This window comes from Telmatospirillum siberiense (genome assembly GCF_002845745.1).
GTDB lineage: Bacteria > Pseudomonadota > Alphaproteobacteria > Rhodospirillales > Magnetospirillaceae > Telmatospirillum > Telmatospirillum siberiense.
The window spans coordinates 97839-120804 of record NZ_PIUM01000009.1 but is presented as its reverse complement, the minus strand read 5'-3'; the positions used below and the strand labels follow the sequence as shown (position 1 = coordinate 120804).

The following is a 22966-nucleotide window of genomic DNA, read 5'->3' as shown; positions in this document are numbered from 1 at the left end:
CGTAGTCTTGCCCCTTGTGGGAGAGGAAGGGGGAAAGTCGCACAAAGCTTCAGAATTTTTCTCCGCCTGTCGGCGGAATGCCCCCTCATCCCACCCCTTCTCCCACGAGGGGAGAAGGGCTTTCGCCCTCTTCCGCGCCACCCAACATGTCACGTGAGCCGATGGAAAAGCTGAGCCTCTTCTCGAAATATGTTCTTCTGGCGATCTGCGCCGCCGGTCTGTTTGGCGCCGTGCATGACCAGATCAGCTACTCCGTTTCCTCGGAGTACTATAGCAAGTTCAAATTCCACCAGTTCAACCTTCTCAACGCGGCCGTTCCCGAGCGAATCCGCGCGGCAGAGGTCGGAATCCTCGCCTCCTGGTGGATGGGCATTCCATTGGGTGTGCTGACCGGCGCGGCCGGATTCATTCACCGAAGCGCGGCCCAAATGCGAAGCGCCCTGCTACTGTCTCTTCCCGTCGTTGTCGGCTTCGTGCTGCTCGTCGCGCTCGGCGGCCTGGCTTACGGCGCCATCCAAACGACGCACTTCGACCTGGGAGGGCATCCGCGATGGTTTCTCCCGGCGGGGCTCGAAGACCCCCGGGCCTTCCTGTGCGTGGCCTATATGCACAATGCCGCCTATTTGGGAGGAGCCCTGGCCATTCCCGTGGCCTGGGTCTTCCACTTCCTGCTCAAATGCCGGGCATCTTGAGGGGGGCCTTTTTCCTGTCCGCGCTGATCGGAACCGATCGGCGCACCCGGAGTCCGGGGATCCGCACGCCGGGCCTCGTCTTCGGCCTTTGCGTCATCGGGGGCATCCTGTCGGCCTGCGCGGGCAGCCAGCCCATTCCGACACGCTCCGTACAAACCGGAAATGTGGAAATCGCCGTCATCGCCCGGGATTGGCACACCGAGATCGGTCTGTTGACCAACCAGGTTTCAGGCCCCCTCGCCACTGTCGATCCGACCACTTCAGGTGCCCGATACCTGCTCATCGGGTTCGGCGATCGCGCCTATTTCGCCGACCATGACGCCGGTTTCGGCACAGCGATGGCCGCATTGTTTCCCGGACCCAGCGCCGTCCAACTGACCACCGTCGGCGCGCTGCCCGAGGATGCCGACCACACGATCGTCAGACTTCACCTGCCGCAGGAAGCCCTCGACCGAATCTTGGAATTCGCCTGGAATTCGCTGGACAGGCGCGATGGCACGACACTGACGCGGGTCGCCGCATATGGCGACCAAAACGTCTTCTATGCGGGGCGCCAGACCTATGATTCGTTCTACAACTGCAACACTTGGACCGCCGACGCCCTGCGGGCGGGCGGGTTTCCCTTCGAGCCGTCGGGAATCCTCTTCGCATCGCAGGTGATGGAGCAGGTCCAGCGCATTGCATCCCTGCAAGCGCCGGAGAACGCCGTCAAACTGACCGGGCAATGACGGGAGCTTTCCCCAATTCCGCCCAGGTTGCCCCCTCGGTCAAGCGATGTCAGGATGCACCGCCAGATCGCATCAGGGATAAAGCCGGAAAAACATGAGCGTTGTCGCCGCCACTCTCTACCGGAACGGCAAGAAGGTCGGGCCGGTGTCCTTGGATCATCCGCTGCAGTGCGCGAAGGACCGGTCCGAATTCGTCTGGATCGGCTTGTTCGAACCGTCCGAGGCCGAACTCAGGACCCTTCAGGAAAGCTACGGCCTGCATCCGCTGGCGGTGGAAGACGCGTTGCAGGCCCATCAGGTGCCGAAGGTGGACGTCTATGGCGAACAGGTGTTCGTCGTCGCCAAAACCGCCCGGATCGAAGGCGACGCCATCGCCTATGGCGAAACCTCCTTCTTCGTCGGCCAGGACTATATCATCTCGGTCCGCCACGGATCGGCGCGGGGCTACGTGTCCCTGCGCGACCATTTGGAGGCGGCGCCGAGCCTGCTGGGCAACGGCGAGGACTATGTGCTGCACGCCATCCTCGATTTTATCGTCGACGGCTATCTGCCGATCGTCGAGACCATCGAGGAGGACGTGCTGAGAATGGAACAGACGGCGCTCGACACCTTCCTCGGCCGCGACGACGTGATGCGCATTTTCAGGCTGCGCCGCGAACTGATCCGCTTCCAGCGGGTCCTGGGACCGATGTCGGAAGTCTGCAACAAGCTGATCCACCTCGATCTTCCCTGTCTGGACACCGAGGTACGCCCCTATTTCTCCGACGTGCTCGATCATGTGCGGCGCGTCGAGGGCATGGTGCAGACGCTGCGCGAGGTCCTGGCCTCGGTCTTCGAAGTCAGCCATCTTCTCGAACAGCAGCGCCAGGGGGAAATCACCCGGCAATTGGCGGCCTGGGCGGCCATCCTGGCGGTGCCCACCGCCATCGCCGGCATTTACGGAATGAACTTCGAATATATGCCGGAACTGAAGACCCATTTCGGCTATTTCGTCGTGCTGGGAGTGATCGCGGCGCTGTGCGTGACGCTGTTCTTCCGCTTCAAGCGGGCCCGCTGGCTGTAACCCGCCCGCCCCGGCTGGACGGGCATGAAGGGGGACAAGATCACCGAAGCTGCGCTATCGTGCAGCCCCGATCATTTGAAGCAAGCCTTTCCGACGATGGGATCCCTGTCCAAGACATTCCGTTTCGCGGTTTTATGCGTCGCCATGATGGCTTCCACGGGATCCGGCGCGCGGGCGCAATCGAGCCCGGGCGCGCCGCCGGCGGCCGAGCCCCCTTCGGCCGTGGCCGAACAGATCTATGCCGAGGCGCGGCCGAAACTCCTGCAAATCCGCACCATGCTCACCGCCGCCGGACGGCAGGCCTCCATCGGATCGGGCTTCCTGGTCGGCGATGGCCAGGCCATCACCAATTACCATGTCGTCTCGCAATATGTGATGGAGCCGGGAACTTACACCCTGGAATATGTGGCGATGGACGGAGGCCGCGGCAGCCTTCAGGTCATCGCCGTGGATGTCGCCGACGATCTGGCCGTGGTGCGCCTCGACAAGGACGACCGCCCGCATTTCGATTTCGACCCCCGGGCCCTGGCGCGGACCCTGCCCAAGGGAGAACGCCTCTATTCACTGGGCAATCCCCTCGATCTCGGCTTCGCCATTATCGAGGGCACCTACAACGGCCTGGTTGAGCGCAGTTACGGCGAACGCATCCATTTCTCGGCCTCGCTCAATCCCGGCGTGAGCGGAGGACCGGCGCTCAGCACCGACGGCCGCGTGGTGGGAGTGAACGTCGCCCGCATGGTGCGCGGCGAACAGGTCAGCTTCCTCGTGCCGGCCATCAAGGCGCGGACCCTGCTGGCCGAGGCCGTCGGAAAACCGGTGCCGGCTCCCTCCGCGCTGAAGGAGGACGTCGGCCGCCAGTTGACCGCCTGGCAGACGGGCTTTTTCAAAGCCTTCACCGAACTGGGCATGCGCGAGGTGGCTTTCGGAGCCTATCAGGTTCCGGAAAGCCTGGCCCCCTGGTTCAGTTGCTGGGCCAACACCAACGCGGGCGAAAACCCAAAACCGCGGGCCACGGTGAACACGTCTTTCTGCAACAGCAATTCGCAGCTTTTCATCGCCCCGGATCTCAGTTCCGGGATGATCCACATGAGCCATTCCCTGCTCCGCAACGGCGATCTGAACGATTTCCAGTTCGCCTCCTTCCTGTCCCAACTGACCAATCTGTGGGGCACCGGCAATCAGGGGGGCAAGTGGCAAAGCCAGACCACCTGCCATGACGACTTCCTGGCTCTTGCCGGAAACCATCCCCCGCTCCGGGGCATCTGGTGCGCGCGGGCCTACCGGCCGTTCAACGGACTATACGACGTCTGGATGCTGGCGATCACCCAGGACGGCAGCCAACAAGCCCTGGTATCCCGTCTCGCCCTGGAAGGGACGGATTACGATACCGCCATATCGGTCGCCAGGCATTTTCTCGAAATGATCCAATGGAAGAAGTGATCTGGATAGAAGTGCTCTCCCGGCAACGCGAGGTGATTTCCCGTTTCCGCTGCGCCGGGCCCCTCATCCGCATCGGGCGCGGTTACGCCAACGATGTCGTTCTGGACGACCCGCATGTGGCGCCCGCCCATGCCCGCGTCTTCCGCGACGACGACGGCGCGCTGATCATGGAGGATCTGGGCAGCGCCAATGGACTGGTTCTGAGCGACGGTTCCAGGGCGACCCGAACGACGCTCGACGGCGAGCATCCGGTCGTCATCGGCCGCACCCTGGTCCGGATCCGCGATCAATCCCATCCGGTGCCGCCCGAGCGGGCCTTCGTCGGCGAATGCCGCATCTGGCCCAGCCTGCTTCTGCTGGGGACGGCCTTCGTCGCCTCGGAAACCCTGTTCGCCTATCTGCGGATGATCACGGAACCGAAAGTCTCCTGGCTGCTTACGCCCATTCTGATCGTCGCCGGCATGCTCATCGTCTGGACGACGGCCTGGGCATTGATCACCCGCGTTTTTTCCGGTCATGCCCATTTCGAACGCTCGCTCAGGATCCCCCTGGTCGCCATTCTCGGCTATTCGCTGTTCAACGAGGTGATCACCCGCGGCGCCTTCATCTTTTCCTGGTCGCATCTGCCGGCGATCAACTTTATCGGCGCCTGGATGGCCGTGGCCGCGGCCTGCTTCGCCCATTTACAGCTCATCACCCCGGCAAAGCCCGCCCTGAAAGCCGGAATCGTCGGCGGCGTGATGGCAATCGCCGTTCTTTTGCAGACGGCGGCCCAGTACGACAAGCTGTTCGGCAACGAATCGGTGGGATATCTACATCTGCTGCAACCCCCGTGGATGCGCCTGGCCCCTCCCGTCGATGCCGACCAATTCTTCGCCAAGGCCGCCGGCATGAAGGACCGCCTGGACAAGGCCCGCCTGCAGAACGAGCGCGAGTAGAGCGGGAAAGGACAAAAAGTCAGTGACACCGGCCTTCCGAGCCGGTGCGCTTCTCATCCAGCGCCAGTCGGCTGACGGCCGCGCCGCTCTTCCGGGCGATGGCCGCTGACATCCGCCCCGGCGGAAGGATCCAGGCGCAGGAAGCTGATCAGGCCGAGTGCCGCGACAACCGCCAGCAGGGCGAAAGCCAGTTGGAAGTCGGCGGTGAGCGGTTCGCCGGCATGGCCATGAAACGCCATGGCGATATGCAGCGCCAGGGCTCCGGCGGCGACGCCCATCCCCAAGGACATCTGCTGGATCAGACTGCCGAAGGAGGAGGCGCCGCTCATCCGGTCGGGAGGAATGTCGGCGTAGGAAAGCGAACTGATCGCGGTGAACTGCATCGAGCGGCACAAGCCGCCGAAACACAAAACGGCCGCCAGAATCCAGGTGGGCGTCGAGGGAAACAGGAAGGAGCAGGCCAGGATGGAAATCGCCGTGGCCGCGCCATTGACCACCAGCGTCGTTCGAAATCCGAAGCGTTTCAGGATCGGGGTGGTCACCGCCTTCATGCCGAAATTGCCGATGAAGATCCACAAGGTCAGACCGCCCGAAGTCAACGCGCTCATGCCGAACCCCACCTGCAGCATCAAGGGCATCAGGAAAGGCGCCGAGCTGATCGTCATACGGAACAGGGAACCGCCCCAGGTGGTGGCGGCGAAGGTCGGAACCCGCATCGGCCACAGATCGATGACCGGTGTCGGATGCCGCCGCAAATGCCGGACCGACGCCATCCCCAGAACCACGCCCGCCATCAGGAGAAAGGTGGGCAGGGACCAGATGCTTCCGACGTTGCCGATGCGGTCCACCCCGTACATGACGCAGGCCAAAGCGCTGCCGGTCATGAGAAAGCCGAGGGGATCGAAGGGCCGCCGCTCTTCGGCGCGGATGTTCGGCATCAGCTTGAGGGCGGCCAGGATACCCGCCAGCCCCAAGGGGACGTTAAGCAGGAAAATCCAGCGCCAGGACCAATAAGTGCAGATCAGGCCGCCAAGCGGCGGGCCCAGGATCGGCGCGGCCAACGCCGGCCAGGTCAGCAGCGCGATGGCGCTGATCAGGTCCTTCTTCTCGGTCGTGCGCAAGACGACCATCCGTCCGACGGGAACCATCATCGCCCCGCCGATGCCCTGAAGAACCCGGGCGGCGACGAATTCCCCGACGCCCTCGCTGAGGCCGCAAAGCACCGAGGCCAGGGTGAAAACCGTCATCGCCGAAGTGAAGACGGACCGCGTGCCGAAACGGTCGGCGATCCAACTGCTGACGGGAATGAACACCACCAGGGTCAGCAGATAGGCCGTCAGGCCGATGCTCAGGGCGACGGGATTGGCATGAAATGTCCTGGCCATCATCGGCAACGCCGTGGCGATCACCGTGCTGTCGATATATTCCATGAAGAAGGCCCCGGCGACGATCAGGGCGACGACGGTGGACCGCTTGAAAAACCTCTCGCTCATTCTTTCAGGCTAGCATCCGTTCCCGTCGTTTTGCCCAGCGTTTGGCGAAAGCCTGCCATCCGGCGCCATGTTTCGATATTGGGCCGGAAGCCCCCCTATCCCAAATGGAATTTGAGGATATCCTCGGGCATTTCCGTTCCGGGCGGATTCCTCGGGTCGGGTTCCGGCGGCAAGACCTGGTAGCGAATGGGAATCACCCCCGCCCAAGAAGGAAAGGAGTAATCCTCTTCGTCGTCGAGGGGAGGCCCCACCCTCATCTTGCATGACGCCTCGGCAATGGACAGGGAAGCCATCGCCGTCACCTTGACCTCGCGTTGATGGATGGGCCGCAGCCGCTCCCATTCGCCGGGGATCAGACCATTGACGAAATTGCGCAGTTTCTCGGCCTTGAGCGCTTCGTCCCGGATGAGTTCGGCACGACCGAGCAACATGAGCGAACGAAAGTTACAGTTGAAGTTATAGGCGGAACGCGCCACCACGAGGCCGTCGAGAAGGGAAACGGTGAAGCAGATGTCCTGATGCTCCAACGCTTTGAACATGCGGCCGGCCACGGATCCATGCCAGTAGACCCGATCGCCCTCCCGCCAGAAAAAAGTCGGGGTGACGAAAGGAACGCCGTCCATCACGCACCCCACATGAGCCAGCGGCGTGGCGTCGAGGATGTCCTCGACGGTCTTGCGATCGTAGCGGGCCAGCCAATTGTAGCGCCTGACGCGGGTCCGTTCGCTGGGAGCCCGTTCCCGGCCTGTTTCTTCAGTCATCGCAATCATCCTTTGCAAACCTCGGTGCGAAGGAGTTCCGCAAATTCGATGCCATGTCCGAAAATTGGGCAACTCGGGCACGGCTGCGGCTGGATTCCGGAAGAAAATGTAAAAACTCTCAACTTTTTGACGGTTTCGGTAAATTTTTGCAGATGTTTCTCCCCCGCTTGCCGCGAAAAGCCGAGGGGCACCAGGATGAATCGGCAACCATTCGGAACCGATGTCGTCGCCGGTGGGCGCCGAACATGCCCGTTTGGTTGAAAGATAAAGGCACGGCGCCGTTTTGGCCCTAAACTTGCTAGTATCTTTCTTTGAAGCTTCGAATCCATGGATCAGGGCCTCGCGCGCAAGATGGGTATGGATCACATCTCCACTCTCGAATTCGATATCGGCGATTTCGTAAACGAGTTCAGTCACTGCTTCACCGGCGAGTGCCGCGTGAACATGTTGCCGATCCTTTACAGGATCAGCCAGACCATTACGGACAGCATCGACCTCGCCGCCTCCCTATCCATCATCCTCAGCGTCATGCAGGAACAGTTGAAAATGCAGAGCGGCATGGTGACGCTCTATGACCGCGAGTCGGAAACCATTTTCATCCACGACAGTTTTGGCCTGACGGACGAGGAAAAGGGCAGAGGCATCTATGTGCCCGGCGAAGGCATCACCGGCAAGGTCGTGGAAACGGGAAAAGCCATCGTCGCCCAACGCCTGAGCGACAATCCCGACTTTCTCGACCGCACGGGCTCACACGCAAGGAAAGGGCGCAGCAAGGCCGTGTTCTTCTGCGTTCCGATCATCCACACCCGCAAGGTGCTGGGAACCATCGGCGCCGAGCGGGTTTACATGAATCAGCGCCTGCTCAAGCAGGACCTCGAAATTCTGGCGATGGTCGCCGCGATGATCGCTCCGGCGGCGGAACTCTATCTGATGGAGAATGTCGACAAGGTGCGGCTGGAAAGCGAAAACCGCCGTCTGAAAAACACATTGAAGGAACGGCTCAAGCCCTCCAACATCATCGGAAACTCCAAGCCGATGCAGGATGTGTACGATCTGGTCTACAAAGTCGCGGTGGCGAAAACCACCGTCCTGATCCTGGGCGAAAGCGGCGTCGGCAAGGAATTGGTCGCCAACGCCATTCACTACAACAGCGCCACCGCCGAGGGGCCGTTCGTCAGTTTCAATTGCGCGGCCTTACCGGAAAACATCGCCGAAAGCGAATTGTTCGGCCATGAGAAGGGCGCGTTCACCGGAGCGGTGATGATGCGCAAGGGCCGCTTCGAAATGGCCGACGGCGGCACCATTTTTCTCGATGAGATCGGCGAGCTCAGTCCCTCGATGCAGGCCAAGCTGCTGCGCGTCCTGCAGGAAAGAGTATTCGAACGGGTGGGCGGCGGCAGGCCCATCAAGGTCGATGTCCGCATCATCGCCGCCACCAACCGCAACCTTGCCGAAATGGTGGACCGGGGCACGTTCCGGGAAGATCTCTATTATCGGCTGAACGTCTTTCCGATCGTCGTTCCGCCGTTGCGCGACCGAGGCAGCGACATCGTCATCCTGGCCGACCATTTCGTCACGACGTTCGCCAAGGAAAACGACAAGAGCATCAAACGAATTTCGACTCCGGCCATCAATATGCTGATGAGCTACCATTGGCCGGGCAATGTGCGCGAGTTGGAAAACGTCATCGAACGGTCCGTTCTCCTCTCCGACGACGACGTCATTCACAGCTACAACCTGCCCCCGTCCTTGCAGACGTCAGGGGAAAGCGGCACCGCTTTCGGCGTCAGCCTGGAATCGAAACTGCACGCCGTCGAATATGAGATGATCGTCGAAGCGCTCAAGAACAGTAATGGCCATATCGGCGATGCCGCCACGGAGCTTGGCCTGACCCGGCGCATGCTGGGGGCACGCATGGAGCGCTACGGCATTACCTATAAAACCTTCCGCACCGCCGACATGCACAAGTGGAAGCACGACGACCGGGCATAGGCCCGCCGGTCCGCGTCGCTGGCCCATTCGCCAAACGCGGCGAACGGATCATCCCAGGTCTTTGACAAGCCGCTCCCCTTCCGCATCTTGAGCCAGCTCTTGCCTGTCCGGCAAACGTTGCCCCCCTTGACGAGCCTGGCCCGGATTCATGCAAGAATTTACGCTTCGCGGATACCGGTTTTGAATAATTTACCAGAGAGGTAAATTATAGATCGAGACCAAAGAACGAGCGGGTGGAAGGACAATTTACGGTCAGGTAAATTTCTTGGAAAATATTCACTTGCGGTAAATTTCAGGCCACGCCCGCTCCGCCACGGATTCATAATAATCATTATATATCATATGGTTATGTAAAAACGTCAAACTCGTCGTTTTTCCCGGAATTCTGATCGCGATTTTCTGAATATTTGGCATGCGGGTTGCTTTTGATGAAAGCACGAAGCTGGCGCCCTTCCCGCCGCCTTCAAGCCATTCAAAGGAGTTTCGCATCATGACCCGCAAGGTTGCCATTTATGGAAAAGGCGGTATCGGCAAATCGACCACCACTCAGAACACCGCGGCCGCTCTGGCTCATTATCACAACAAGCATGTCTTCATTCATGGCTGCGATCCCAAGGCCGATTCCACGCGCCTGATCCTGGGCGGCAAGCCGCAGGAATCGGTGATGGATACCTTGCGCATCCATGGCGCCGAAAAGGTCACCCTGGATAAGGTCGTCAAGACGGGCTACCACGACATCCGCTGCGTCGAATCGGGCGGCCCCGAGCCGGGCGTCGGCTGTGCCGGCCGCGGCATCATCACCGCCATCAACCTGATGGAGGAAAACGGAGCCTATACCGAGGACCTGGACTTCATCTTCTTCGACGTTCTGGGTGACGTGGTCTGCGGCGGTTTCGCCATGCCCATCCGCGACGGCAAGGCCCAGGAGGTCTACATCGTCGCCTCCGGCGAGATGATGGCCATCTACGCCGCCAACAATATCTGCAAGGGTCTCGTCAAATATGCCAAGCAGAGCGGCGTGCGTCTGGGCGGCATCATCTGCAACAGCCGCAACGTCGACCGCGAAAAGGAATTCCTGGAAGAGTTCACCGCCGCCATCGGCACCCAGATGATCCATTTCGTGCCGCGCGACAACATCGTGCAGCGGGCCGAGTTCAACAAGAAATCCGTGACGGAATTCGACCCGGAAGCCAACCAGGCCCAGGAATACAAGGCTCTCGGCCTGAAGATCGTCGAGAACGAAAACTTCGTCATCCCCAAGCCACTCTCCATGGATGAACTGGAAAGCATGGTGGTGAAGTACGGCATGGCCAGCTAACCCGGACGCAACCGGCCGCCAGACGAGCGCGGCTCTCCCATTCGGCATTCACGGGCCCGGCGCCAAACGACGCCGGACGGAGGACGAATCATGCCTTATCATGAATTTGAATGCAGCAAAGTCATCCCTGAAAGAAAACAGCACGCCGTCATCAAAGGCGCCGGCGAAGACCTGACATCATGCCTTCCGAAGGGATATCTCAACACGATTCCCGGTACGATCTCCGAACGCGGCTGCGCCTATTGCGGCGCCAAGCATGTGATCGGCACGCCGATGAAGGATGTCATCCACATCAGCCACGGCCCCGTCGGCTGCACCTACGACACCTGGCAGACCAAGCGCTATATCAGCGACAACAACAACTTCCAGCTCAAATACACCTTCGCCACCGATGTGAAGGAAAAGCACATCGTCTTCGGCGCCGAGAAGGTGCTGAAGCAAAACATCATCGAGGCGTTCAAGGCGTTTCCCGAAATCAAGCGGATGACCATTTACCAGACCTGCGCCACGGCCCTGATCGGTGACGATATCGAGGCCGTCGCCCAGGAGGTGATGGACGAAATGCCCGAAGTCGACATCTTCGTCTGCAACTCGCCCGGCTTTGCCGGTCCCAGCCAGTCGGGCGGCCACCACAAGATCAACATCGCCTGGCTGAACCAGAAGGTCGGCACGCTGGAGCCCAAGATCACCAGCGACTACGTCATCAACTATGTCGGCGAATACAATATCCAGGGCGACCAGGAGGTCATGCTGGATTATTTCCACCGCATGGGCATCCAGGTGCTCTCCACCTTCACCGGCAACAGCTCCTACGACGATTTGCGCGGGATGCACCGCGCCCATCTCAACGTCCTCGAATGCGCCCGGTCGGCCGAATATATCTGCGACGAGCTGCGCGCCCGCTACGGAATCCCGCGCCTCGACATCGACGGTTTCGGCTTCGAGGCCCTGGGCAATTCGCTGAAGAAAGTCGGGCTGTTTTTCGGCATCGAGGATCGCGCCCAGGCGATCATCGACGAAGAGACCGCCAAATGGAAACCCCAGCTCGACTGGTACAAGGAACGCCTGCGGGACAAAAAGGTCTGCCTGTGGCCGGGCGGCTCCAAGCTGTGGCATTGGGCGCACGCCATCCAGGCGGAAATGGGCGTCAAGGTCGTCTCGGTCTACACCAAATTCGGCCATCAGGGCGACATGGAAAAGGGCATCTCCCGCTGCGGCGAGGGGGCACTGGCCATCGACGATCCCAACGAACTGGAAAACCAGGAAGCCATGCGGATGCTGAAACCCGATGTCATCTTCACCGGCAAGCGTCCGGGAGAGGTGGCCAAGAAAATGCGGGTGCCCTACCTGAATGCCCACGCCTATCACAACGGCCCCTACAAGGGCTTCGAAGGCTGGGTACGCTTCGCCCGCGACATCTACAACGCCATCTATTCACCGATTTACCAGCTCTCCGGCCTGGATATCAGCAAGGATGAGATCGCCGCCGACAAGGGCTTCGTCACCCGCCGGATGCTGTCCGACGCCGGTCTGTCCGATGAGATCAAATCCTCCCCGATCCTGACGGAATACACCGGAAAATACGACAGCGTCACGGATCTGCGCGCCAAGACCTATCCGGAGTTCGAACGCAAAACCGCCGCGAGCGCAGCCGAGTGAGGGAGCCCCAAGCCATGGATGACGCGACAAAGCTGGAACAGCTTATGGACTACATCATGAAGAACTGCCTGTGGCAGTTCAATTCCCGCGCCAAGGACCGCCGGAAACAGAACGTCGGCGTCCTTACCAAGACCACGCAGCTTCTCTGCGACGAGCCCGTCGACAATCCGACCCCCCTGGACAAGTGCTACTGGGTCGACGCCGTGTGCCTCGCCGAAGCCTACCGGGAACGCTACCCCTGGCTGGCCACGATGGACAAGACGGCCATCAAGACCCTCATGCAGAAGCTGCATGAGCGCCTGGATTGGCTGACCATCGACGGCTCGCTCAATGAAGAACTGACCGTCCAGCACTACTAAAAGGAATCGCATCATGACATGTGACGTCAAAGTCAAAGACCGTGTTGGCACGATCAATCCGATCTTCACCTGTCAGCCGGCGGGAGCCCAATTCGCCAGCATCGGCATCAAGGACTGCATCGGCATCGTCCATGGCGGCCAGGGTTGCGTGATGTTCGTCCGCCTGCTGATCTCCCAGCATCTGAAGGAGAGTTTCGAGATCGCCTCGTCGTCGGTTCATGAAGACGGCGCGGTGTTCGGGGCCTGCGGCCGCGTCGAGGAAGGAATCGACGTGCTCCTGGCCCGCTACCCGAACATCCGGGTGATCCCGATCATCACCACCTGCTCGACCGAGGTGATCGGCGACGACGTGGACGGTGTCGTCACCAAGCTGGAAGAAGGCCTGCTGAAGGAAAAATATGCGGACCGGGATATCCAGCTGTTGGCCATCCACACGCCCAGCTTCGTCGGCTCCATGGTCACCGGCTATGACGTGGCGGTGCGCGACTTCGTCAAGAAATTCGCGAAAAAGGGCGAACCGAACGACAAGATCAATTTGATCACCGGCTGGGTCAATCCCGGCGACGTCAAGGAGTTGAAGCATCTTCTGGCCGAGATGGATATCGACGCGACGGTGCTGTTCGAGATCGAAAGCTTCGATTCGCCGATGATGCCCGACGGCAGCGCCGTCTCTCACGGCAATACCACCATCGAGGATCTGGCCGACACCGCCAATGCCAAGGCGACCATCGCGCTCAATCGCTATGAAGGGGGCAAGGCCGCCCAATATTTGGAAAAGACCTTCGATATCCCCACCATCATCGGCCCGACGCCCATCGGCATCCGCAACACGGACAGCTTTCTGCACAATCTGAAGGCCCTCACCGGCAAGCCCATTCCCCCGTCGCTGGTGCGGGAACGGGGCGTCGCCCTCGACGCGCTGACCGATCTCACGCATATGTTCCTCGCCGACAAGAAGGTGGCGATCTACGGCAACCCGGATCTGGTGATCGGCTTGGCCGAGTTCTGCCTCGATCTCGAAATGAAGCCCGTCCTGCTGCTGCTGGGCGACGACAACGCCTCCTACGTCGACGATCCGCGCATCAAGGCGCTGCGGGACAATGTCGATTACGGCATGGAAATCATCACCAACGCGGATTTCTGGGACCTGGAAAACCGGATCAAGAACGAAGGATTGAAACTCGACCTCATCCTCGGCCATTCCAAAGGCCGCTTCATTTCCATCGACTACGACATCCCGATGGTCCGCGTCGGCTTTCCCACCTACGACCGGGCCGGCCTGTATCGCCATCCGGTAGTCGGGTACGGCGGCGCCATCTGGCTGGTCGAACAGATGGCCAACGCCTTGTTCACCGATATGGAGCACAAAAAGAACAAGGAGTGGCTCCTCAACGTCTGGTGACCTTTGGGGTTACCACCTTTGCAAGGTTGGACATTCCGCCTTGGCGGCCAATGTCCGGCTCCTCCCGCCCCGTTTATCTCCACGAGAGGTCGGCATGAAAATAGCAACCTACGTCGATGAGGAGGGAACGCTCTCCAGTCTTTACGAGCCGGGCCATGTCCGCGTTTACGACAATGCCGCCGGAGCATGGGAAGCGCGTAAGAAAATCCCTTTCGAGGTCGGACCGGACATGACGCTCTCCGAGGTGAAGTCGGCCCTCGGGGACGTCGTCGACCGACTGGAAGACTGCCGTGTCCTGGTGTCCGGCGAAGTGCGCGGGCTGGTTTATTCCCTTCTCCAGGAGGAGATGGGCTTTCATATCTGGAAGGCCCAAGGGCCGGACCGCGAACAGCTCGACATCGTCGCAGGACGGGAAGCCGATCTGATCGCCCGGCGGGAACAGGCCGCCGTCGAAGAGGCCTCCGCGGCGAACTGCGCGCAGGGATGCTGCGGCAAGAAAGGCGGAGGAGGCCGCTCCCCTTGCGGTCCCGCCGCCGCGCCCTCGCTGGAGCGCGTCGGCAACGGCCATTACCGCATCGACCTCGCGCAGGTTTTGGAAAGCGATCCGAACCTCAACTCCCGGCAGGTGCTGATCCCCGTCATGCAAGAGACCGAGTTCGAAACGCTGGAAATCCTCTGCGACCATGTTCCCCGCTGGTTTTCCCGGGCACTTGTCGAGATGAACATGCGGGCGGAGTTCGACGCCTCCGCCCAGGGACTCAAGGTCCTGGTTTCCCCGAACCATCAGACTTAAGGACGGATGACATGAGCACGACAAGACCCAAGTCCCCCATTTTATATTTCGCCTACGGCGCAAACATGAACGGCGGTCAGATCTCTTCACGTTGCCGGACCAAGCCCAGGGTCGTGGCCGTCGCAAAATTGCCCGGCTACGGAATCGCCTTCTTCGGACATTCGGAGCGATGGGACGGCGGGGAGGAGACCGCCCTCGCCCGAGCGGAGGAATCCCTCTGGGGGGTGGTCTACGAACTGTCGCATTCAGCCTTCGACCACCTCGACGCCTGGCAAGGGGCCAAACTGGATGGCAGCGGCCCCTATTTCCATTCTCCGGCCGAAGCCATCGGAGAGGACGGAACGACCTATGCGGTCCTCCTTTACCGAAAGGATATTTTGGGAGAGGCGCGAGCGCCCAGCACGGAATATCTCGAGCATATCGTCTCCGGCGCCGAGGAACATGGCCTGCCCGCCGCCTATGTACGAAAGCTGCGTTCCATCACGTCGGAGAAGGCCGGCTATCCCGTACCGAGGGCGGACGATGCCGACAGGATATTGGGCGCCGCCCTGTCCTGCGCCTGCTGATCATCCGGGCCCGGGATCGGTCCGCGAAGACCGCCCAGACAGGCCCGCCAGCAGTTTCGCCAACAAGCCGTCGAGATCCCGCTGTTCCACCTCGGACAGGCAGGACAGGACGGACCGCTCGTTTTCCACATGGTGGACGACAAGTTCGTCGATGAGGCGTCTGCCGTCGGCTGTCAGGGCGACCAGCGTCCCCCGGCGGTCGGTGGGATGGCGGCGACGCTCGATGAGCCCCGCCCTCTCCAGACGATCGATGCGGCTCGTCATGCCGCCCGAGGAAATCATCAGCACCCCGTAAAGCTCGGTCGGCGTCAGGGCGCAGGGCTCGCCGGAACGGCGCAAGGTGGCCAGGACATCGAACTCGCCCGGCTGCAGATGAAACCGGGCGAACAGCGGATTGAGCCGGTCGCGGCCGATCACCAGCGCCGCCTCCGCCAACCGGCCGAGCAATTCCATCGGGAAAGGGTCGATATCGGGACGTTCCTTGCGCCATTGGTCGGCGGCGACGGCGGCTCGATCCGTCATTGGCTTCTCCTTATATCTTGACATCAAGATACTTTATACAAAGATACATGGTACCGTAATATATGGATCGATCCTATCATGACGCGCAACCTCGATTTTCTCCTGACGGCAATCGCACCGGCCATCTGGGGCAGCACTTACATCGTCACCACCTTGTTCCTACCCCCCGGTCATCCTTTGACGATGGCGTTGCTGCGCGCCCTGCCGGCGGGACTGCTGCTGCTGCTCGTCGTCCGCCGCCTTCCCTTCGGCGTCTGGTGGAGCCGGACCTTCCTGCTGGGCGCCCTTAATTTCTCGATCTTCTGGGCCATGCTGTTCGTCGCGGCCTATCGGCTTCCCGGTGGCGTCGCCGCGACGGTCGGCGCCATCCAGCCGTTGATTGTCGTCTTCCTGGCCCGCGCCCTGCTCGGCCGGCCCATTCGGCGGCTGTCCCTTCTGGCGGCCGGCGCGGGGATCGCCGGGGTGGCGCTGCTCGTCCTGACGCCGGCCGCGGCGATCGATCCGCTGGGCGTGGCGGCGGGGCTTGCCGGCGCCGTCTCGATGGCGTTCGGCACCGTCCTCAGCCGCCGCTGGCAGCCGCCGGTCTCCTCCCTGACTTTCACCGCCTGGCAACTCACCGCCGGCGGGCTTCTGCTAATCCCCGCCGCCCTGACTCTGGAACCGCCCCTGTCCGCCCCGACCTTGGCCAATATCGCCGGCATCGCCTATCTCGGCCTGATCGGCGCGGCGCTGACCTATATTCTCTGGTTTCGCGGCATTTCGCGTCTTGAACCACAGGCCGTCGCGCCATTGGGTTTCTTGAGCCCGGTGACGGCCGTCCTTCTGGGTTGGGGAGTCCTCGGCCAGGGCCTGAGCGCTCCCCAACTGCTCGGCATGATCGTCGTGCTCGGCAGCGTCTGGTTCGGCCAACGCGGCGCGAAATGACGGGACGGCCGCACGTCAACCGACATAGCGCCTTGACGGATCCGGATTGCACGACAGGATACGGAGGGCGTCGGTTCGAATCGACGCCCGTTTCACTGGATGGTCTTTCATCATGAACGCTTCCGATCTCTGGCCGCTCGTCCTCAGCCTGCGCGAGCGGGCTCCGTTGGTTCAATGCATCACCAATTTCGTGGCGATGGATGTGACCGCCAACGTCCTGCTGGCCGCCGGCGCGTCCCCGGCCATGGTGCATGCCACCGAGGAGGTGGCGGACTTCGTTCAACTGGGTGGAACCTTGTCGATCAACATGGGGACGCCATCCCCGGATTGGGTCGAGGGCATGATGGCCGCCGTCAGCGCCGCCCAAACGCGCGGGACGTCGTGGGTTCTCGACCCCGTGGCGGTCGGCGCCACCCCTTACCGCAATGCCGTGGCCGCAGGCCTGCTCTCCTTCGATCCAACGGTCATTCGCGGCAATGCGGGGGAGATCATGACCCTGGCCGGCCGGACCTGCGTGACGACGAAGGGGGTCGACAGCACGCAGACGGCCGCCACCGCCCGCGACGCCGCCATCGCCCTGGCCGCCGAACGCCGTTGCGTGGTGGCGGCGACCGGCGAGGTCGATATCGTCACCGACGGCAGACGACTGATCGTCCTCGGCAACGGTCACCCGCTGATGACCAAGGTCACCGCCCTGGGCTGTTCCTTAAGCGCGTTGATCGCCGCCTTCCTGGCGGTATCCGACGATCCTTGGGCGGCGACGGCGGCCGCCACCGCCTATTTCGGCGTCTGCGGCGAATTGGCCGCCGAAGGAGCGGCCGGCCCGGCGTCGCTGCGCATCCGCCTGATCGATCTTCTGTACTCCCTCGACGCCGCCGCCTTCGACCAGCGGCTCAAGGTGATGGCATGACCATCACGCCCGAACGTCTGCGGCTTTACCTGGTCACCGACGACGGGCTGACGGTCGGCCGGCCGCTGGCCGATATCGTGCTGGCCGCCGTTGCGGGCGGCGTCACCATCGTGCAATTGCGGGAAAAGCGGGCGACGACGCGGCACTTCGTCGAACAGGCCCGCGCGCTGAAGGCGGCGCTCTCGGCCAGCGGCGTGCCGCTCATCATCAACGACCGCATCGATATCGCCCTGGCGGTGGGTGCCGACGGCGTCCATCTGGGCGACGACGACATGCCGGCATCCGAAGCGCGGCGCATTCTGGGGAAAAGGGCGATCATCGGCATCTCGCTGGGCGGTGTGCCGGAGAACGCCGCCGACGCCATCGCCCAGGCCGATTATGTGGCGGCAAGTCCGGTCTTCGCCACCGGCACCAAACCGGACGCCGGACCGGCCCTCGGCCTGGACGGTGTCCGCGCCCTGCGCCGGGCGGTTCCCCGGCCGCTGGTCGCCATCGGCGGCATCAACCAGGGCAATGCCCGGCAGATCGTCGAGGCGGGAGCCCACGGCATCGCCGTCGTCTCGGCCATCATGGCCGCCGCCGACCCGGAGGCCGCCGCGGCCCGGTTGAAAGACGCCGTCGAGGGCGCGCTGAGGCAGTAGGCTTAAGGCCCGGCGAAGCAAACTTCGGTGGCACCGGCGTCCCTGCCGGTGCCACCGATTTCCCGTCATGTCACGGCGTTGTCGACGACGACTTGTTCACCATTTCGCGATACCAGCGGGGGTGATGCTTCTTTGCCCAGGCATGGCTGACGATGCCCTCGACCATGGCGCGGATGGTTCCCTTCACCCAGATGGCCGCATAGACATGCACGATGATGCCGATGATCAGGGCGACGGCGCTGGCCGAATGGACGAGCAGGGCCAGGCGGATCAGCGGAATGGGGAAATGAATGGCGAAATAAGGCCGCCAGGCGACGAAGCCCGAACATAAAAGCAGGATCAGGCAGATGGTCATCAGCCAGAACATGCCCTTCTGGCCGGCGTTGTAGCGGCCGACGTCGGCGGTCTCGTTGCCTTTCAGCACCTCGCCGACATCCTTCATCCATTTCACGTCCTCGCGGTCGATGAGGTTGTGATGCCAATAGCGCAGGAACTGTCTGGCGAAGGCCAGAACCATCAGCACGCCGACAAACGGATGAATGATGCGGGCCAGTTGCGGCGTACCGAAAATATCGGTCAGCCAGAAAAAACCGGGAAAGAAGAAGCCCAGGCCCGAAATGGCCAGCAGCAGGAAACTGCCGGCGACGATCCAATGGTTGACCCGCTCCGCGGCGGTATAGCGCTGTATCATCTTCTGCTTCATTTCGCGGCCTCTTCCTGGCGGGCGCTCCGCCCCTTCTTCGGGGCATCGTCATGGTCGTCGTCGTCATCGGCCCGGCTCGGCCCGACGGTGACATAGTGGAAGAAGCCGGCCAGCACGGCGGCGGCCATGCCGATCCCGGCCAATGGTTTCAGGATTCCCTTCCACAGGCTGACGGCCACGCTGATGGCCGGATTGTTCGGCAGCTTCGCGTAAAGCTCGGGCTTGTCCGCATGGTGCAGCACATACATGACGTGGGTGCCGCCCACCCCTTCCGGATCGTAGAGACCGGCGTTCTCGAAGCCGCGGCTTTTCAGATCGACGATACGCTCGGCGGCGTATTCCTTCATCGCCTCCTTCGAACCGAACTGGATGGCCCCCGTCGGACAGGTCTTGACGCAGGCCGGCTCCTGCCCGACACCCACCCGGTCCGAGCACAGCGAGCATTTATAGGCCTTGTTGTCCTGGGTGCTGATGCGCGGAATGTTGAACGGGCAGCCGGAGATGCAGTAGCCGCAACCGATGCAGTTCTCCTGATGGAAATCGACGATGCCGTTCTTGTACTGGATGATCGCCCCCGGCGAGGGACAGGCTTTCAGGCAGCCGGGATCCGAGCAATGCATGCAGCCGTCCTTGCGGATCAGCCACTCCAGCTTGCCATGCTCCTCGACTTCCGTGAAGCGCATGACCGTCCAGGCCTGGGCCGAGAGGTCGATGGGGTTGTCGTAGATGCCGTGATTGGTGCCGACCTCCTCGCGCAGGTCGTTCCATTCCGAACAGGCCACCTGGCAGGCCTTGCAGCCGATGCAGGTGGTGACGTCGATCAGCTTGGCCACCTCTTCGGGGCCACGGACCTGGGGGGATGCCGTCGGGCTGGCGGACCGGCGAAGAATATCCAATGATTGCAATGGCATGATAGTCCTCCCTCCTCACGCTTTCTCGATATTGACGAGGAAGGCCTTATATTCCGGAGTCTGCGTATTGCAGTCGCCCACCGCCGGCGCCAGACTGTTGGCAAGATGGCCCTTCTGGGCCACCCCCACCCATCCCCAATGCAGGGGAATGCCTATCTGATGGACGGTCTGGTTGTTGACCGTCAATACCTTGACGCGCTTGGTCACCATGGCCTTGGCCTTGATGAAACCGCGCCGGGAGGAGACTTTCACCCATTCGCCGTTGACGATGCCCTTTTCGGCGGCCAACTGTTCCGAGATCTCGACGAACTGCTGCGGCTGGGCGATGGCCGACAGACGCACGCTCTTCGTCCAGAACTGGAAATGCTCGGTCAGCCGGTAGGTGGTGCCGACATAGGGAAATTTCTCGCGGGTCCCCAGGCGCTCCTTGTCGGCGGCGAAGATGCGAACCGCCGGCGAGGAAACCACCTTCGGATGCAGGGGATTGGTCCCCAGCGGGCTTTCCATCGGCTCGTAATGCTCGGGGAACGGCCCGTCCACCAGCTTGTCGGTACTGAACAGACGGCCAACCCCTTCCGGATTCATGATGAAGGGGTTCATGCCGGTCTGCGGCCCGGCGTCGACCTGGAAATCGGGAATATCGCCGCCCGCCCATTTCTCGCCGGTCCAGGCGATCAGCTTGCGATTGGGATCCCAGGGCTTGCCGGCCGGATCGCAGGACGCCCGGTTGTAGAGGATCCGGCGATTGGCCGGCCATGACCAGGCCCAGCCCGGGGTGGCGCCAAGACCGACATCCGTATTGTCGCGCCGGCCCATCTGATTGCCTGCCTGGGTCCAGCAACCCGAGAAGATCCAGGCGGCGCAGAGGGTGGAGCCGTCGTCGCGCAGCAGGGCGAAGCCGGGAAGCTGCTCGCCCTTGCGGGCCAGAACCTTGGTGGGGTCCTTGGGATCGACGACATCGGTCAAGGCCCGGCCGTTCATCTCCTTGGCCAGCTCCTCGGGCGTCGGCTCGCGCGGGTTGGCATAGGGCCAGGACAGATTGAGGATGGGTTCGGGCAGGGTGCCGCCCTCCTCCTGATAGAGTTTGCGCAAGGCGAAGAACAGTTCGCCCAGCACCGCCTGGTCGGATCTGGCCTCGCCCGGCGGTTCGCCCCCCTTCCAATGCCATTGCAGCCAGCGGGCGGAATTGACGATCGAGCCGTCCTCCTCGGCGAAGCAGGTGCAGGGCAGGCGGAACACCTCGGTCTGGATCGAGGCGCTATCCACGTCGTTGAATTCGCCGTGGTTCTGCCAGAAGGTCGAGGTTTCGGTGGCGATCGGGTCGATGATCACCAGATATTTGAGCTTGGCGTAAGCGGCGACATTCTTGTTGTAGTCGGGCAGCGAGGCCAGGGGGTTGAAGCCCTGGACGATGAAGCCGTTCAGCTTGCCCCGGTGCATCAGGTCCATGATGGCCAGCACGTCATACATGCGGTCCCACTTGGGCAGCCAGTCATAGCCCCAGTCGTTCTCGCGCGTGGCCTTGTCACCCCAGAACCATTTCAGCAGACTGACGAAAAACTTGGGCGTATTGCCCCAATAGTTCATCTGCCCCGGGCGTTGGGCCTTCGGCGTGTTCTTGGCGATATAGTCGGCGAAGGTGGGATGGGCGCTTTCGCTGGGCAGGGTCAGATAGCCAGGCAAGCTGGTGGACAACAGCCCCAGATCGGACAAACCCTGGATGTTGGAATGTCCGCGCAGCGCGTTCACTCCGCCCCCTGGCATGCCGATGTTGCCCAGCAGAAGCTGGATCATCGCCATGGTGCGGATGTTCTGCGAGCCCGTGGTATGCTGGGTCCAGCCCAAGGCATAGAGGATGGTCGCCACCTTGTCGGGAACCGCGGTGGCGCCCAGATGCTCGCAAACCTTGAGGAAACCGTCCTTCGGGCTGCCGGTCAGCGTCACCACCATCTCGGGCGTATAGCGGGAATAATGCTGCTTCAGCAGGTTCCACACGCAACGCGGATGTTCGAGCGTGGGGTCGACCTTCGCCTCGCCGGCCTCGTCCAGTTCATAGGACCAGGAACCGCGGTCGTATTGCCCCTTGGCCTCGTCATAGCCGGCGAACAGCCCCTCGTCGAAGGAGTAGCCTTCGCTGACGATGAAGGCTGCGTTGGTGTAGGCCTTGACATAATCCCACTGGATCTTGCCGTTGGAGATCAGCCAGTTGATGATCCCGCCCAGGAAAGCGATGTCGGAACCGGCGCGGATCGGCAGGAAGTCGTCGGCCACCGAGGCCGTGCGGTTGAAACGGGGATCGACGACGATCAGGCGCGCGCCCTTCTTCTTCGCCTCGATGGCCCATTTGAAGCCGACGGGATGGGCCTCGGCCGGATTGCCGCCCATGACCAGGATGAAATCGGCGTTCTTGATATCGACCCAGTTGTTGGTCATGGCGCCGCGGCCGAAGGTCGAAGCCAGGGCCGATACCGTGGGTCCGTGACAGACGCGGGCCTGGGCGTCGGTGGCGACGATACCCAGCGAACGGATGAATTTCTGACTGAGAATGCCGGTCTCGTTGGACGAGGCCGAGGCGGTCAGCATGGCGGTGGAAAGCCAGCGATTGACCGGGACGCCCTGGGCGTTCTTGGCCACCACATTGGCGTCGCGGTCGGTCTTCATATGCCGGGCGACGCGGGTGATGGCCTCCTCCCACGAAATCCGCTTCCATTCCTTGGAGCCCGCCTCGCGGACTTCCGGATATTTGAGGCGGCTTTCGCTGTGGACGAAGTCCAGAAGCCCGGCGCCCTTGGGACAGAGCGAGCCACGGCTGACCGGATGGTCCGGATCGCCTTCGATATGGATGATATTGGCCTTGGCGTTCTTGGCGCCGTCACCCAGGCTGTACATCAGCAGGCCGCAGCCCACCGAACAATAGGTACAGGTGTTGCGGGTCTCCTTCGCCCGTAACAGCTTGTACTGCCGCACCTCGGCCAGAGCCGGGGATGCCGAAAAACCCAGCGCCGCCATGCTGCTCGCCGACAAGCCGGCCGCTGAAATCTTGAAAAACTGTCGCCGTGAGACCTGCATCATCCGTCCCTTTTTAGGAATCGTAATTTTCTTAAAGGAATGCCTTCCTTAAAATCCGCAGCCGATTAAAACCCGGACTCAT

General features: G+C 61.9%; 22 protein-coding genes. 15 read left to right on the top strand and 7 right to left on the bottom strand.

What is annotated here, in order from left to right:
* Window positions 1-161: 161 nt before the first annotated feature.
* From CWS72_RS27770 to CWS72_RS10265, 5 genes are all read left to right on the top strand, one after another.
* On the top strand, window positions 162-692 hold the full coding sequence (locus tag CWS72_RS27770) for a hypothetical protein (RefSeq protein WP_158240584.1): 531 nt from the start codon (window positions 162-164) through the stop codon (window positions 690-692).
* The gene (locus CWS72_RS10280) at window positions 689-1420 is read left to right on the top strand and encodes a DUF2459 domain-containing protein (protein WP_158240583.1); all 732 of its coding nucleotides are present in this window, start codon (window positions 689-691) and stop codon (window positions 1418-1420) included. The genes CWS72_RS27770 and CWS72_RS10280 overlap by 4 nt, the downstream gene beginning before the upstream one ends.
* A 94-nt stretch (window positions 1421-1514) precedes the next feature.
* Window positions 1515-2483, top strand: coding sequence for a magnesium/cobalt transporter CorA (gene corA, locus CWS72_RS10275; RefSeq protein ID WP_101250504.1), 969 nt, complete (start codon window positions 1515-1517; stop codon window positions 2481-2483).
* Between the two features lie 24 nt (window positions 2484-2507).
* On the top strand, window positions 2508-3923 hold the full coding sequence (locus CWS72_RS10270; RefSeq protein ID WP_199175630.1) for a S1 family peptidase: 1416 nt from the start codon (window positions 2508-2510) through the stop codon (window positions 3921-3923).
* On the top strand, window positions 3911-4861 hold the full coding sequence (locus tag CWS72_RS10265) for an FHA domain-containing protein (protein ID WP_101250502.1): 951 nt from the start codon (window positions 3911-3913) through the stop codon (window positions 4859-4861). The genes CWS72_RS10270 and CWS72_RS10265 overlap by 13 nt, the downstream gene beginning before the upstream one ends.
* Before the next feature lie 53 nt (window positions 4862-4914).
* Here the strand turns inward: CWS72_RS10265 and CWS72_RS10260 are convergent, their stop codons facing one another.
* Window positions 4915-6354, bottom strand: coding sequence for an MFS transporter (locus CWS72_RS10260; RefSeq protein WP_101250501.1), 1440 nt, complete (start codon window positions 6352-6354; stop codon window positions 4915-4917).
* A gap of 95 nt (window positions 6355-6449) precedes the next feature.
* A complete protein-coding gene (locus tag CWS72_RS10255; RefSeq protein ID WP_101250545.1) occupies window positions 6450-7115 on the bottom strand; it encodes a pyridoxamine 5'-phosphate oxidase family protein in 666 nt (221 codons plus the stop codon).
* A gap of 327 nt (window positions 7116-7442) precedes the next feature.
* Between CWS72_RS10255 and CWS72_RS10250 the strand changes: the two genes are divergently transcribed.
* Window positions 7443-9107, top strand: a complete 1665-nt coding sequence (locus CWS72_RS10250) for a sigma-54 interaction domain-containing protein (RefSeq protein ID WP_241911666.1) — start codon at window positions 7443-7445, stop codon at window positions 9105-9107.
* Between the two features lie 276 nt (window positions 9108-9383).
* Here the strand turns inward: CWS72_RS10250 and CWS72_RS27420 are convergent, their stop codons facing one another.
* Window positions 9384-9599 (bottom strand): hypothetical protein, encoded by a 216-nt coding sequence (locus CWS72_RS27420; protein ID WP_146002704.1) that lies wholly within the window; start codon window positions 9597-9599, stop codon window positions 9384-9386.
* Here CWS72_RS27420 and nifH point away from each other — a divergent pair.
* The 6 genes from nifH to CWS72_RS10220 all read left to right on the top strand — a co-directional run bounded on the left by nifH (window position 9598) and on the right by CWS72_RS10220 (window position 15204).
* Window positions 9598-10425, top strand: coding sequence for a nitrogenase iron protein (gene nifH / locus CWS72_RS10245; RefSeq protein ID WP_101250543.1), 828 nt, complete (start codon window positions 9598-9600; stop codon window positions 10423-10425). The genes CWS72_RS27420 and nifH overlap by 2 nt on opposite strands.
* Window positions 10426-10515: 90 nt before the next feature.
* Window positions 10516-12084, top strand: coding sequence for a nitrogenase iron-iron protein, alpha chain (gene anfD / locus CWS72_RS10240; RefSeq protein ID WP_101250500.1), 1569 nt, complete (start codon window positions 10516-10518; stop codon window positions 12082-12084).
* A 14-nt stretch (window positions 12085-12098) separates the two neighbouring features.
* Window positions 12099-12443, top strand: a complete 345-nt coding sequence (gene anfG, locus CWS72_RS10235) for a Fe-only nitrogenase subunit delta (protein ID WP_101250542.1) — start codon at window positions 12099-12101, stop codon at window positions 12441-12443.
* A 13-nt stretch (window positions 12444-12456) separates the two neighbouring features.
* On the top strand, window positions 12457-13845 hold the full coding sequence (gene anfK, locus CWS72_RS10230) for a Fe-only nitrogenase subunit beta (protein ID WP_101250499.1): 1389 nt from the start codon (window positions 12457-12459) through the stop codon (window positions 13843-13845).
* Window positions 13846-13939: 94 nt separating this feature from the next.
* Window positions 13940-14638: a Fe-only nitrogenase accessory protein AnfO gene (gene anfO / locus CWS72_RS10225; RefSeq protein ID WP_101250498.1), complete on the top strand. Its 699-nt coding sequence runs from the start codon at window positions 13940-13942 to the stop codon at window positions 14636-14638.
* Between the two features lie 11 nt (window positions 14639-14649).
* Window positions 14650-15204: a gamma-glutamylcyclotransferase gene (locus CWS72_RS10220; protein ID WP_101250497.1), complete on the top strand. Its 555-nt coding sequence runs from the start codon at window positions 14650-14652 to the stop codon at window positions 15202-15204.
* On the opposite strand, the gene CWS72_RS10215 is transcribed toward CWS72_RS10220, so the two are convergent.
* A complete protein-coding gene (locus CWS72_RS10215; RefSeq protein WP_101250496.1) occupies window positions 15205-15726 on the bottom strand; it encodes a MarR family winged helix-turn-helix transcriptional regulator in 522 nt (173 codons plus the stop codon). It abuts the gene before it with no gap.
* Window positions 15727-15804: 78 nt separating this feature from the next.
* On the opposite strand from CWS72_RS10215, the gene CWS72_RS10210 reads away from it, so the two are divergent.
* From CWS72_RS10210 to thiE, 3 genes are all read left to right on the top strand, one after another.
* Window positions 15805-16650, top strand: a complete 846-nt coding sequence (locus CWS72_RS10210; protein ID WP_101250495.1) for an EamA family transporter — start codon at window positions 15805-15807, stop codon at window positions 16648-16650.
* A gap of 112 nt (window positions 16651-16762) precedes the next feature.
* Window positions 16763-17560 (top strand): hydroxyethylthiazole kinase, encoded by a 798-nt coding sequence (thiM, locus tag CWS72_RS10205; RefSeq protein ID WP_101250494.1) that lies wholly within the window; start codon window positions 16763-16765, stop codon window positions 17558-17560.
* Entirely contained in the window at window positions 17557-18201 is a 645-nt protein-coding gene (thiE, locus tag CWS72_RS10200) for a thiamine phosphate synthase (protein WP_101250493.1), read from the top strand. Before thiM ends, thiE begins: the two co-directional genes overlap by 4 nt.
* A 70-nt stretch (window positions 18202-18271) precedes the next feature.
* Here thiE and CWS72_RS10195 read toward each other — a convergent pair whose 3' ends face one another.
* Genes CWS72_RS10195 through fdnG form a run of 3 tightly spaced genes read right to left on the bottom strand, consistent with a single transcriptional unit; the run spans window position 18272 to window position 22887 of the window.
* Window positions 18272-18904, bottom strand: a complete 633-nt coding sequence (locus CWS72_RS10195; RefSeq protein ID WP_101250492.1) for a formate dehydrogenase subunit gamma — start codon at window positions 18902-18904, stop codon at window positions 18272-18274.
* On the bottom strand, window positions 18901-19815 hold the full coding sequence (fdxH, locus tag CWS72_RS10190) for a formate dehydrogenase subunit beta (RefSeq protein WP_101250491.1): 915 nt from the start codon (window positions 19813-19815) through the stop codon (window positions 18901-18903). The genes CWS72_RS10195 and fdxH overlap by 4 nt, the downstream gene beginning before the upstream one ends.
* 15 nt (window positions 19816-19830) lie before the next feature.
* Window positions 19831-22887 (bottom strand): formate dehydrogenase-N subunit alpha, encoded by a 3057-nt coding sequence (gene fdnG, locus CWS72_RS10185; RefSeq protein ID WP_476718209.1) that lies wholly within the window; start codon window positions 22885-22887, stop codon window positions 19831-19833.
* Window positions 22888-22966 lie beyond the last annotated feature (79 nt).

What these genes read in the sequence shown, in the direction of transcription:
- CWS72_RS27770 (WP_158240584.1), top strand. Translation starts at nt 162, where the DNA reads ATGGAAAAGCTGAGCCTCTTCTCGAAATATGTTCTTCTGGCGATCTGC.
- corA (WP_101250504.1), top strand. Translation starts at nt 1,515, where the DNA reads ATGAGCGTTGTCGCCGCCACTCTCTACCGGAACGGCAAGAAGGTCGGG.
- CWS72_RS10270 (WP_199175630.1), top strand. Translation starts at nt 2,508, where the DNA reads ATGAAGGGGGACAAGATCACCGAAGCTGCGCTATCGTGCAGCCCCGAT.
- CWS72_RS10265 (WP_101250502.1), top strand. Translation starts at nt 3,911, where the DNA reads ATGGAAGAAGTGATCTGGATAGAAGTGCTCTCCCGGCAACGCGAGGTG.
- CWS72_RS10260 (WP_101250501.1), bottom strand. Translation starts at nt 6,354, where the DNA reads ATGAGCGAGAGGTTTTTCAAGCGGTCCACCGTCGTCGCCCTGATCGTC.
- CWS72_RS10255 (WP_101250545.1), bottom strand. Translation starts at nt 7,115, where the DNA reads ATGACTGAAGAAACAGGCCGGGAACGGGCTCCCAGCGAACGGACCCGC.
- CWS72_RS10250 (WP_241911666.1), top strand. Translation starts at nt 7,443, where the DNA reads ATGGATCAGGGCCTCGCGCGCAAGATGGGTATGGATCACATCTCCACT.
- nifH (WP_101250543.1), top strand. Translation starts at nt 9,598, where the DNA reads ATGACCCGCAAGGTTGCCATTTATGGAAAAGGCGGTATCGGCAAATCG.
- CWS72_RS27420 (WP_146002704.1), bottom strand. Translation starts at nt 9,599, where the DNA reads ATGATGCGAAACTCCTTTGAATGGCTTGAAGGCGGCGGGAAGGGCGCC.
- anfD (WP_101250500.1), top strand. Translation starts at nt 10,516, where the DNA reads ATGCCTTATCATGAATTTGAATGCAGCAAAGTCATCCCTGAAAGAAAA.
- anfG (WP_101250542.1), top strand. Translation starts at nt 12,099, where the DNA reads ATGGATGACGCGACAAAGCTGGAACAGCTTATGGACTACATCATGAAG.
- anfK (WP_101250499.1), top strand. Translation starts at nt 12,457, where the DNA reads ATGACATGTGACGTCAAAGTCAAAGACCGTGTTGGCACGATCAATCCG.
- anfO (WP_101250498.1), top strand. Translation starts at nt 13,940, where the DNA reads ATGAAAATAGCAACCTACGTCGATGAGGAGGGAACGCTCTCCAGTCTT.
- CWS72_RS10220 (WP_101250497.1), top strand. Translation starts at nt 14,650, where the DNA reads ATGAGCACGACAAGACCCAAGTCCCCCATTTTATATTTCGCCTACGGC.
- CWS72_RS10215 (WP_101250496.1), bottom strand. Translation starts at nt 15,726, where the DNA reads ATGACGGATCGAGCCGCCGTCGCCGCCGACCAATGGCGCAAGGAACGT.
- CWS72_RS10210 (WP_101250495.1), top strand. Translation starts at nt 15,805, where the DNA reads ATGACGCGCAACCTCGATTTTCTCCTGACGGCAATCGCACCGGCCATC.
- thiM (WP_101250494.1), top strand. Translation starts at nt 16,763, where the DNA reads ATGAACGCTTCCGATCTCTGGCCGCTCGTCCTCAGCCTGCGCGAGCGG.
- thiE (WP_101250493.1), top strand. Translation starts at nt 17,557, where the DNA reads ATGACCATCACGCCCGAACGTCTGCGGCTTTACCTGGTCACCGACGAC.
- CWS72_RS10195 (WP_101250492.1), bottom strand. Translation starts at nt 18,904, where the DNA reads ATGAAGCAGAAGATGATACAGCGCTATACCGCCGCGGAGCGGGTCAAC.
- fdxH (WP_101250491.1), bottom strand. Translation starts at nt 19,815, where the DNA reads ATGCCATTGCAATCATTGGATATTCTTCGCCGGTCCGCCAGCCCGACG.
- fdnG (WP_476718209.1), bottom strand. Translation starts at nt 22,887, where the DNA reads ATGATGCAGGTCTCACGGCGACAGTTTTTCAAGATTTCAGCGGCCGGC.